Raw genomic sequence first — 11,962 nt, 5'->3', positions numbered from 1 at the left:
CCCGGCCGCCCCCCCGGGCCCCTCGGTGGGGGGGCCGCGGTCCCCCCCCCCCCCCCCCCCCCCCCCCGACGGACCGGCTGGGCGGGATTGCGGCCGCGTGCCGGTCAGTTGTCCAGGTCGTACGCCACCGTGACCGGGGCGTGGTCGGACCAGCGCTCGGCGTGGGTGTCGGCGCGTTCCACGCGGCCGTCGGTGGCGCGGGCGGCGAGGCCCGGGGTGGCGACCTGGAGGTCGATGCGCCAGCGGAACGACACCTTTTCGAAAAAGGTCTACCCGTTCGAGTGCAGCCTGTTCGAGGCTGTCTGCTGGCCTGGGCGGTAGGGGACCTCCCGTGAACATCATGACGGCTTCGGCGCCGGTTCGGGCAGTGGTGGGTTCGCGTGTCTCGGACACGCACGGGGACGAGGGCAAGGTCTCGCACCTGGTCCAGGCGGAGTCGGCGACCCGGCACGCGGTCTCGAAGGAGCGGGAGATCGTCGGGTCCTTCGAGGACCTGGACGTCTCGGCGGAGATCACGCCGTGGAAGCGTCCGGACCTGGGGCCGTGGCTCACTGATCGCCAGGGCGAGTGGGACGCGCTGGTGTGGGCGAAGGTCGACCGGGCGTTCCGCTCGGCCAAGGATTGCGCGGACGTGGCGCACTGGGCTGAGGAGAACCACAAGGTCCTGGTCTTCACCGACGACGGCATCACCCTGGACTACCGCAAGGGTCAGGAACGGTCGTTCGGGAACGAGCTGGCGAAGGTCTTCCTGATGCTGGCGTCGATCTTCGCGGAGATGGAACTCAAGCGGATCAAGGCCCGCGTCACGGCGGCGCACAAGCACCTGCGCAAGACCGACCGGTGGGCCGGCGGGCAGCCGCCGTACGGGTACCGGATCACCGACCGCCCAGGCGGCGGCCGGACGCTGGAGCCGGACCCGGTGACGTCCGAGGCGGTCCGGTACATGGGCAAGCTGCTCCTGGAGGGGCAGAGTCAATGGATGATCGCCACGGCGCTTGAGGCCGCCGGTTTCGACACCCCGGCGACGCACGCGTACAAGAACCAGGGCGACAGTTACACGAGCAAGCGCAAGACGCCGCCGTCGAACCACTGGAATCCCACCAGCGTGGGGAAGATCCTTCGCTCGCCAGCGACGATGGGCCTGAAGCTGACCGGCCGCTCCGTGAAGGCGCGCAAGATCGCCCGCGACGCCAAGGGCCTGCCGATCCGGATGGCCGAGCCCCTGTTCACGCAGGAGGAGTGGGCCGCGATCCAGGCGGCGATGGACGAGCGCTCGATCACGAAGGAACGCTCGAACGGCGCCTCGCCCTGGCTCGGGGTGCCGCACTGCGACCGCTGCGGCGACCGGTTCTACCGGCAGGTGAACCTCGCCAGGAACGGAAAGATCTACGAGTACTACCGGTGTGCGAAGACGGCTGGCAAGCCCGCCTGCAAGGGCCAGTCCGTCAAGGGCGAGCGCGTCACCGCCGCGATCACGGCCCTGGTGGAGCGTCTGGCCGGCCTGGCGATGACGGTGCGCAGGTTCATCCCCGGCGAGGACCACACCGAGCAGCTCAACCACGTCACCCAGGCCATGAAGGATCTCCGCGAGGAGAAGCGCCGGAACCTGTTCGACTACCCCGGCGGCGACGACGAGTACGCCGAAGCCCTCGAAGTCCTCGTCGACGAACGCCGCCGCCTCGCCGCCCTGCCACAACGTCCCTCCGCCTGGGTTGAGGTCGAGACCGGCCAGATCTTCGCCGACGCTTGGATCCAGGCCGACCAGGAAGGGCGCCGCCAGCTCCTCCTCGGCCTCAAGGCCCGCCTCTACATGACACCCACCGCCGAAGGCTGGTACCTACCCGTCGAACTCGAAGCACGCGTCGAGCAACTGGAATGCGCTGGAAGCTCGGCGTAGGTCAGGTACGCCAGGTCGAAGAGCCGGTCACGATCAAGCCCGGATCCGCCGAATCATCCAACCGAGGAACCTTGGGCTGGCAGGATGGCCGGACCGGTACGTCGGCGCCGGTGCTGGACGAGGAGCGTGTGTGGGACCGCATGTGATCAACGATCGCTTCATGCTGGTTGGAGAGAATGCGCGCAGCGGCGGTCTGTCGGAGGTACGCAAGGCCGTCGATACGGCAAGTAGCGACAGCGACGGGCAGTTCGCGGCGATCAAGTTACTTAAGCGGCGCGACGATGAAATCATCAAGGTCTTCTTGGAACGAGAGACCACTGCGCTCAAAGCTGTCGAGCACCCCCACATCGTCCGGATGCTGGAGTCGGGCTGGGACCCGGTTCTGGAGCGGTACTACATCGCCCTGGAGTGGGTGGAACGCAGTCTGAAGGACGACCTACAGGCTCGTCGGCCTGTCGGCTGGGACGCCTACTTCGAGAGGATCGGTAAGCCCCTGGCGAGCGCGCTGGCGCACGCGCACTCCCTGAACATCGAGCACCGTGACCTTAAGCCGGGAAATGTCCTTCTCACCGAGGCCGGAGTGCCCAAGCTTGCGGACTTCGGTATCGCCAAGATCCGTTCCAAGGTCGTCGTGACCGACGAGACCGTAGCCGAGTATCGCTCCAACCTGTATTCCCCGCCCGAACACGAGGACGCCGTGCCCTACGTGCGGGACGTCTTCGGCTACGGTGTCCTCGCCGTTCAGACGCTGTCCGGCAGCAAGGCCCGTGATTACCCGGACCTCAGGCATGTCCTGGATGAGCTCGACCTCGCCACCGAGATCCGCGAGATCCTCCACTCCTGCATCGACTTCGACCCGAGAAAGCGGCCGGCAAACGCTGCGGTACTCGAACAGCGCCTTCTTGAGGCCGAGTACATCTGCGCCGGTCGCCAGTCCCGTAGGAACAACTTCTTCTGGCTGAAGCTCACTCGCTCCGCGGCCGCGAACCTCACCGAGTCGCCCGGGGACTCGGAACCGGATTGGGCTCGAGCCAAGAATGTGGTCCTCGCCGACCTGTCCGGCGTCATGCACGTCGACTACGGCTACAACCCGCAAACTGACGAGGTAGACCAGAGCACCCTGCGTCTGCTTGGCAAGTCCTGGCTCCTGCGCTTGCGTTCCGACGATCAGTACCCCGAACGTTCCGTGATCGTCCAGGCTCTCACCAAGCCCGACGAGTGGATGAGCCGACAGCGCAAGCACGCCCTGGCGCTCTCACCGGTCCTCACTTGGACCTTCGATGATCCGGGTGAGGAACCCGCCTACCAGGGCCGAAACCTTCTGTTGGACCACCTCGACGATCACCTGGCCCGCCGTAGGGAGGAGCACCAGGACGAACAGGCGCGCAGCCTTGGAGACCTCTTCGAGGGGTGGCGCAGGCTCCTGGACGCCCGCGAGGAGGTCGCCGCCGGGGGACGCCAGGTCCTCGACTACGACCGGGTCACCGGAAGCGGCCGCACTCGGGTGTTCCATCTGACCAAGCCCGGTACCGCGCCTCCGGTCGGCGAAGAGTGGTCCATCGCTCCGTTCGCACAGGCCCGGCCGGTAGAGCGCGGCGAAGTCACGGTCCAGTCCGAGGAAACCGTAGCGATCCGCTTCACCCGCCCCACCGCCAGAGTGCCTGACCGCGGTGTGCTGTTGCCGTTTCTAGGCCCCAGCCAGCAAGCCCTGAACCGACAGAGGGACGCGCTGACCACCGTCATGGCCGGGCAGAGCACCAACCAACTTCTGCGTGACATCATCGACAACCCTGCCGACATCGCCTCCCAGCCACCCGCCGAGATCACTCACTGGTTCCGCGCGGACCTGGACAAGAGCAAACGTGATGTGGTCAAGCACGCACTCGGCTCCCAGGACCTTCTGCTCGTCGAAGGACCACCAGGAACGGGCAAGACGACCGTCATCGCCGAGATCGTCGAACAGACCCTTGAACGTGACCCCAACGCGCGCATCCTCATCGTCAGCCAGACCCACATCGCCATCGACAACGCACTGCGCCGCATCGAGGAAGCAGGTGTCCAGGGCTTGGTACGCCTCGGACGGCCCGACGACCCCAGAGTCGCTGGCAGCGCCCAGCACCTCCTGCTGGACCGGCAGGTCAAGAAGTGGACCCAGCAGGTAAGGGCCCGCGCAGAGTCCTACCTCGACGGCGTCGCCACCCGAAGCGGCCTGGAAGCGCGCCACCTCAAGGCTGCCCTCACCCTGGAGGAGCTTGCCTCGGTCGCCGCCGATTTGAACCACGTCACCCTCAAGCTAGAAGAGCTCAACAGCCGCCCCGCGCCCGAGCGCACCACCTCTGCTCGCGATCTCGGCGAAGAACTCGTCACTGTCCGAGCTCGTCGCGACCAGCTCCTCGACCAGCGGCGCGAGCTGTACACCGAGGCTCAACGAGGCATCGCAGGTGACCTCACTCTGCGCGAGAACCTAACCCCCGGCGAGGCCCGCGACGCCGTGGAGGCCCTTCTGGGGCCTACCGGAAGCGGCCGGGACCTGATGCGGCTGCTCCGGCTGCAAGGACAGTGGCTGCAGCGCATCAGCACCGACCAGGATCTGCTTGCTGAATTCCTGCGCACCCGGCAGATCGTCGGCGGAACCGCGATCGGCTTCCTGGGACACCCGGCGGCACGGGACCTGGAGTTCGACCTGTGCATCTTCGACGAGGCGTCCAAGGCCACCGCGACGGAGGCCCTCGTACCCCTCGCCCGGTCCCAGCGCTGGGTACTGGTCGGTGACACCCGTCAGCTGCCGCCCATCGACGAGGACCTCCTGCGCGACAAGAAGATCATGGCGGACTACCAGCTCATCCCCGAACTGGTGACCACCACCCTGTTCCAGTACCTGGCCACCCACACCGCCCATCCCGTCCAGCACCTGCTGCGTGAGCAGTACCGCATGACCCCCGCCATCGGGAACATGATCTCGACCTGTTTCTACGGCGGCAAGCTCCTGTCACCCAACCCCCATACGCTGCCCGGCTACGACCAGATCAACAAGCCCGTCTTGTGGCTCGACACCACCAAACTCCCCAGCCGCCGAGAGTCTGAGCGCACCAGCACCGAGACGAGCATCTCCAACCGCACCGAGGCCAAGCTCGCTGTCAAGCGCCTGGAGACAATCGACAAGGCCATTGACCGGCAGCTGATCAAAACCTCACCCGGCCGCAAGCTGGACGTCCTTGCCATTGCCCCCTACGGCCGGCAGATCGAAGAACTCAACCGGCAACTCGCGGAGGTCCGGCTCAAACACCTGGCGGTCGAGGTGCTGTCCGTCGATGCTGTGCAGGGCCGAGAGTGCGACCTGGCCATCTTCTCCGTCACCCGCAGCAATGACCGATCCGACTTCGGCTTCCTCGGCGAACCGTACTGGCGGCGCATCAACGTCGCGCTCTCCCGGGCCCGCTTCGGCCTCATCGTGGTGGGCGACGCGACCTTCTGCCGCAGCAAACGTGGTGCGCTGCGCGACGTCCTCGACTACATGTCCAGCCACCCGCAGGAGTGCGAGGTCCGCGATGCCTACCTTTAGCGAGAACAGCCTCCTGCACATCCGTTTCCACAACGACCGCCAAGGACTCGAGCTCGTCGCCATCGTCGACGCCGGCATCCCCGTTACCCTGGTCACTGCAGACATCCTCGCCCAGGACCGCAAACCGCTGCCCCTGCTACAAGAATTCGTTCTCCACCTCGTCGGCGAGAACGTAGAGACCGAGGACGCCATCGCCGGTATCCTCGGCCTGCCCCAGCGCATGGTCACCCACACCATCGCCGGACAGTTCTCTGACGATCTGCTCACCTATGCGCCACCCCAACTCGGAAGCGGTGCTGAGCCGGCCGTCCAGAGACTGCGCCTGACAGTCCGCGGCCAGCAGACCGCCCGCGACATGGCCGCCATCACTCCGGTACGTGTCAATCAGCCGCTCGTCTACGACCAGCTTCTTGGGAAGGCCAAGCCCTACGACCGCCACACGGTCGTTCCCCACCGTCAGGCCGAGGAAGAAGGTGTCCTCGTACTGCCCGCGCCCCGTGCCGGGCTGGTGGAGACCAGCGACATCCCGGTCCCCGACATCAATGCGCTCCTGCGCGAGCGCGGCACCACCAACCGCGAAGTTCTGCTGGTCCGCGGGATAAACCAGGCCAATGCCCGCCGCGTCATGCCGGCCAAACTTCTCGTCTACGCAGACCCCGAGCGCACTGACATACAACTTGGCGTCGTGGTAGACGGCGCGCTCAGCCATGCCCACGAGATCGCTCTGCTCAACCACGGCGGCGCCAAGGCTCTGGGCATCCAGGTCGAGCCCGCGCCGGAGCGCCCAACGCTAGCCCCGGACCTTGAGCGCGCCCGTATCGACCTGCCGCAGGCCACCCGCCAACGTACTGACCAGGCAGCAGTTCAACTTGGCCTCCAACAGCCGGACGACCAGAGCCAGACCGGACCCGCAATTCAGCGGGATCAGGTTCGTGCGATCAGCGTTTTTGAGCACCCCGACCTACTGGACGAAGCCCTCACTCAAGCCCGACAACGCATCCTGATCATCTCGCCCTGGATCAAGAGCGCTATCATCACCACCGATTTTCTCACCAAACTCGAGAACCGGCTCAAGCGCGGCACCACCGTCCACATCGCCTACGGCTACCAGGACAACGACACCAAGACCGACCCCGCAGCCGTCCGCAAGCTAGAGAATCTTGCCCACCGCTACCCCGGCAAGCTCACCGTCGCCCGCCTGAAATCCACTCACGCGAAGATCCTCATCTTCGACCACACTTGGATCGCCACCAGCTTCAATTGGCTTTCCTTCCGCGGGGACCCCGACCGTACCTATCGCATGGAAGAGGGCACCCTCGTCAGCAACAGACAAGCCGCCGACGACCAGTACCGCCGCTACATCGAGCTGATCGATCAGGAACGCCGGTAGCAGGAATGCCGTCACGTCGGAGCCTTCCTGCGGCCAGGTAATCGTTCTGCCGAGGGCGGCGTCACGGTGATCGACTACAGCCAGCCGAACATCGCCAAGGACATGTACGTCGGTCACCTGCGCTCCGCGATCATCGGGGACGCACTCGTGCGCGCCCTCGAGTTCACCGGCGAGAAGGTCATCCGGCGCAACCACCTCGGCGACTGGGGCACCCAGTTCGGCATGCTCATCCAGTACCTTATCGAGCACCCCGCCGAGCTCGACGAAGGCACCGAACCGGCCGAGTCCGGGCTGTCGATGTCCCGCCTCAACCGCCCGTACAAGGTGTCGCGCGCCCTGTTCGACAGCGATGCCGACTTCGCCGATCGCGCCCGTCGTCGCGTCGTCGAGCTGCAGGCCGGCCACGCCGAGACTGTCGCGTCCTGGCAGGGCATGGTCGACGAGTCGAAGGTCTACTTCGAAGCCGTCTACGCCCGCCTCGGCGTCCTCCTCGAAGACGCCGACGCCATTGGCGAGAGCTACTACAACCCGATGCTCGCCGACGTGTGCGCCGACCTCGAAGCCTCCGGCGTCGCCGTCCGCTCAGACGGCGCCCTGTGCGTCTTCTTCGACGACATCAAGGGCCCCAACGGCGAACCCACCCCGCTCATCGTCCAGAAGAGCGACGGCGGCTACGGCTACGCCACCACCGACCTCGCCGCCATCCGCGACCGCGTCGGCATGCTCGGCGCCAACCAACTCCTTTACGTCGTCGACAGCCGACAGGCTCTCCACTTCCAGATGGTCTTCGAAACCGCCTGCCGCGCCGGCTGGCTCCCCGCAGGCGTCCGCGCCCTGCACCTCGGCTTCGGCACTGTCCTCGGCAAGGACGGCAAGCCCTTCAAGACCCGCTCCGGCGAGACCGTCCGCCTCATGGACCTCCTCCACGAAGCCGTCGACCGGGCCCGCACCGTCGTCTCCAAGAAGAGCCCCCAGCTCGCCACCGAGGAACTCGAGGACCGGGCCAAGCAGGTCGGCATCGGCGCGGTCAAGTACGCCGACCTGTCGACCTCCCGCACCCGCGACTACATCCTCGACGCGGACCGCATGGTCTCCCTCAACGGCGACACCGGCACCTACTTCCAGTACGCCTACGCCCGCATCCAGTCCATCCTGCGCAAGGCCCCCGAAGGCGCGACCCCGACCGCCCACCAGGACCTCACCTTGGAGCCGGCCGAACGCGCCCTCGGACTCCTCCTCGACGAATTCGGCACCACCATCGACCTCGTCGCCGAGACCTTCGAACCCCACCGCCTCTGCGCCTACCTGCACAGCCTCGCGGCGGCCTACACCACGTTCTACGAGCACTGCCCCGTCCTCAAGGCCCCCAGCCGCGAGGTGATGGAGACCCGGCTGCTGCTCTGCCGGCTCACTGGCCAGACCCTACGTCAGGGCATGGACCTGATTGGTATATCGGAACCCCCGAACGCCTGTAGATCTCACGGACCTTCGGGGCGGGCAGGTGCTATCTGTCCGCTCCGAAGGCGTTTCGTGATGTGCGTGGTTGCCGCGTGGGGGAGCCCCTGCCGAGTAGCGGCAACGCTCCGGTGTCCGGCACCAGCAGGCCGGCTACAGGACGAATGCTGAGCGGTCCTCCTTCTCGGACGGGTCCAGTCCGCGGTGGGGGTGGTAGGCGCCTTGCCAGAGCAGGAGGTCGGCGATCACCGGTTCGGCGAGTCCGGCGTCGAGTGCGGCCTTGGCCTCGTGGCGGGGGATCGAGGCGGTGTGTGGTTGCAGGCGGCGCAGGGGCTCGGGGCCGCAGGGGTAGGTCGAGCGCAGGGCGGCGATGTCGGCCTCGATGGCGTCCCTGTCGGCCTCGTGCCGGATGACGACGACAGGGCGGTTGAGCTCGTTGTCGATCATCCGGAAGGCTTCGTCGACTGCGGGGAATTCCATCCGCGCCCGCAGGTCGTCGACTTTGGCGCCCATGGCGGTGGGGCTGCTGCCGTGGAGGCTGTAGCGGAGCTGGTAGTAGCGGCTGAGGGCGTCGAGGTCGTCGGGTGGCGCGAGGTCCGGGCCGATGTGCGCGGCGGTGGCCTTGAGTGCCGCTTCGTACATGTTGTCGCGGGGCTGGCCGGCGTCGTGGATCTGGAAGACGACGACGGTGCCCTCGGGCAGGCGGCCGTCGCGGTTGCAGCGTCCGGCGACCTGCTGGAGGGACTCGGCGGGGGCCCAGGCCCGGAAGACCCGGGGGAAGTCTAGGTCGACGCCGGCCTCGATGAGCTGTGTCGACACCACGTGGACGTCGTCGCCGGCAGCGAGCATCCCGCGGATCTGCTCGATGGTGGTTCGGCGGTGGTCTGCTGTCATCCGTGTCGACAGGTGCAGGACCGGGCCCGGAGATTGGTCTTCCACGAGGTGGTGGAGGTGGGCTGCGTCCTTGGTGGTGTTCACGACTGTCAGGGTTTGGTGGCCGCTGTGGCAGGCGATCTCTTCGGCCATCGACTCCCAGGTGATGGTTGGGCCGCTGCGCCAGTGGTATGTGACGCGCCGTAGCGCGGTGAAGAGGTAGGCGGGGTCGTCGATGATCTGGCGGCGGGGCAGGTCGTTGAGTTGGGCGAGGGACCAGAAGTCCGGCTGGGTCGCGGAGACGAGGACGACGGTGACGCCGAACCACTCGACCAGCCCGCGCAGTCCGCTGAGGATCGGGACCAGGAGGTGGTCCGGGAGGGCCTGGACCTCGTCGAGGATGATGACCGAGTTCGCCAGGCGGTGGAGTTTGCGCATGGCGGCGGGCTTGTGGGAGAAGAGCGATTCGAAGAGCTGGACGGTGGTGGTGACGATGAAGGGGGCGTCCCAGTTCTCGGCAGCCGTTCGTTGCCGGCGGGCGTTGTGGTCGTCGAGGTCCACGGAACTGTGGTGTTCCAGAACGGTCGGGGGGAGTGCGGTGTCGTCCGGGTCGAGCAGGTCCCGGTAGATCTGGGCGTTCTGCTGGGTGATGCTCACGTAGGGCACGGCGACCACGACTCGGCGCAGGCCGTGGGCGGCGGCGTGGTGGAGGGCGAACCCTGCGGAGGCGAGGGTTTTCCCGCCGCCGGTCGGCACATGGAGCACGTACATGCCGGGCTCGTTGGCGGCGGACGCCAGCGTTTGCTCGTAGATGCTGCTGCGAATGGCGTCGACCGGCGACGGCGGGCGCGCTGCGAGGGCTCGTCGGCGGCGCTGCTCGAACACGCTGGCCAGAGCGGCCATGTCGCATTCGTGTCGGAGGGAAACAGGTGAGTCGGCGAAGTGTGCGCTGGTGTCGAGGAAATCGGCGTCCACCACGCAGCTAAACAGCATTCGTAGCAGAAGGTCCCGCGCGAGTGGCCCGTCCGGGATCGGTGGGCCCGTGAGCCACTGCGGCAGTGGCACCCGTACGGGAGGAGTGATCTCCGGAACGATCGCGGTGACGCGGGCGATCGCCTCGTCGATCAGTGACTTGTCCTCATGATTTCCGGCCCTCACGGCGTCGATGAGCGTCTGCAGTTTCTGGTATCCGGGAAGGCCGCCGTGGTGACCCTGCACGACGGCGGCGAACGGTCGCCCGGCGTGCGACGCCGCCAGCCAGGCGCCGGCCTCCTTGTGAGGAACGCCGACTCTTCGGGCGCCGGCTTCGGCGGCCTGCAAGCCGTGTTGCCAGGAGCAGGAGCCTTTGCCGACGTCATGCACGAGAGCGAGGTACTCGGCCAGCTCGCCGGTACCGAAGGCGGCGCCGAACTGCCGTGCCAGAGCTGCCGATCCGCGCAGGTGCTCCTCCAGGGTGTGGCGTCGGCCTGATAGGTTCCGGCTGTGCGCCCACAGGGGTGCCACACTGCTGCTTGAGTCCTTCATACCGATCAGATTTCCCATGGCCGGACCTTACTGCCGTTGACCGACAGGCGGTGGGCGTGGTTCGGAACCCGAAGTGTGCACGCGACACATGGGTCGCACCGAAGCAAAGTGTCCGATTCGGGCGCATCTGGACCTTCGGAAGGCTCTGCCGTCCTGGATCGGGTCTCAAGTTTTCGCTGGTCCGCCAGCGTGGCGGTCGCCCTTCGGGACGACCGAGGATCGCAACTACCGATCCGAGGAGCAGCGCCTGCAGGGCCTCGCCGTGGCGGTCGCCCTTCGGGACGACCGAGGATCGCAACGATCAACCTCTCCCTGGCTGGCCCTCTTTCGTCACGGTGGCGGTCGCCCTTCGGGACGACCGAGGATCGCAACTTCCTCGCCTTCGAGGCCGGGGCGGCGGCCGGAACCGTGGCGGTCGCCCTTCGGGACGACCGAGGATCGCAACCGCTGCATCGCCACCGTGAACGGCCGCCAGTTCACCGTGGCGGTCGCCCTTCGGGACGACCGAGGATCGCAACGTCCCCCTTCTTCTTCTCCGCGGCGGTGCGCTTGGGGTGGCGGTCGCCCTTCGGGACGACCGAGGATCGCAACGCGCTGCCGGCCCGCGTGCTGGAGCTGTGGGCCCCGTGGCGGTCGCCCTTCGGGACGACCGAGGATCGCAACGCCGTCTGTGCCGCCGTCGGCACGGCCGGTGCCGTCGTGGCGGTCGCCCTTCGGGACGACCGAGGATCGCAACCTGGCAGCCCTGTGGGACCAGGCCGACCTCGCCCCCGTGGCGGTCGCCCTTCGGGACGACCGAGGATCGCAACCTCACCGGCCGTGAGCTCGACGGCGTCCAGCGCAGGTGGCGGTCGCCCTTCGGGACGACCGAGGATCGCAACGATCACCTCGCGCTGCCACGCCTGGGACTGCGGGTGGCGGTCGCCCTTCGGGACGACCGAGGATCGCAACGACGACACCTTGATCAACCGCCTCGCCGCAGTGACCGTGGCGGTCGCCCTTCGGGACGACCGAGGATCGCAACTCGTCGGCGGATTCGCGGGCAGTGGGAAGACCGAAGTGGCGGTCGCCCTTCGGGACGACCGAGGATCGCAACCAGGTGCCCATGATCTGCTGGCGTCGGGGGGCGACGTGTGGCGGTCGCCCCGGTCCTCGGTCGTGCCCAAGGGAGAACACCCCCCCGCGCGAAAACAGGGTGCAAAACGGGGCCTTTTTACCGGAGGACGGCGGCAGGGGCACCTCGTGGATGGCGAAGACAACA

At 67.2% G+C, this 11,962-nt stretch carries 4 protein-coding genes, 2 pseudogenes and 1 CRISPR repeat array; of the genes and pseudogenes, 4 read left to right on the top strand and 2 right to left on the bottom strand.

What is annotated here, in order from left to right; all coding sequences use genetic code 11:
- Positions 1-104: 104 nt before the first annotated feature.
- Positions 105-242 (bottom strand): annotated as a pseudogene (locus tag ACZ4W5_RS37010) (exodeoxyribonuclease III); the annotation flags it as partial.
- A 98-nt stretch (positions 243-340) separates the two neighbouring features.
- Here ACZ4W5_RS37010 and ACZ4W5_RS37005 point away from each other — a divergent pair.
- From ACZ4W5_RS37005 to argS, 4 genes and pseudogenes are all read left to right on the top strand, one after another.
- Complete coding sequence (locus ACZ4W5_RS37005) at positions 341-1,897, top strand: recombinase family protein (protein WP_465659563.1); 1,557 nt, start codon at positions 341-343, stop codon at positions 1,895-1,897.
- A 142-nt stretch (positions 1,898-2,039) separates the two neighbouring features.
- On the top strand, positions 2,040-5,459 hold the full coding sequence (locus ACZ4W5_RS37000; protein ID WP_465659561.1) for a bifunctional serine/threonine-protein kinase/DEAD/DEAH box helicase: 3,420 nt from the start codon (positions 2,040-2,042) through the stop codon (positions 5,457-5,459).
- Entirely contained in the window at positions 5,446-6,849 is a 1,404-nt protein-coding gene (locus tag ACZ4W5_RS36995; RefSeq protein WP_465659559.1) for a phospholipase D-like domain-containing protein, read from the top strand. The genes ACZ4W5_RS37000 and ACZ4W5_RS36995 overlap by 14 nt, the downstream gene beginning before the upstream one ends.
- A gap of 57 nt (positions 6,850-6,906) precedes the next feature.
- Positions 6,907-8,310 (top strand): annotated as a pseudogene (gene argS, locus ACZ4W5_RS36990) (arginine--tRNA ligase); the annotation flags it as partial.
- A 147-nt stretch (positions 8,311-8,457) separates the two neighbouring features.
- Here the strand turns inward: argS and cas3 are convergent.
- Positions 8,458-10,719, bottom strand: coding sequence for a CRISPR-associated helicase Cas3' (cas3, locus tag ACZ4W5_RS36985; protein ID WP_465659557.1), 2,262 nt, complete (start codon positions 10,717-10,719; stop codon positions 8,458-8,460).
- Between the two features lie 171 nt (positions 10,720-10,890).
- A CRISPR array of direct repeats spans positions 10,891-11,797; the repeat unit is 37 nt; unit sequence GTGGCGGTCGCCCTTCGGGACGACCGAGGATCGCAAC.
- Positions 11,798-11,962 lie beyond the last annotated feature (165 nt).

This window comes from Kitasatospora sp. NPDC029367 (assembly GCF_055569135.1).
Note: the sequence above shows the minus strand (reverse complement) of the source record. Positions and strands in the feature narration are given on the sequence as shown.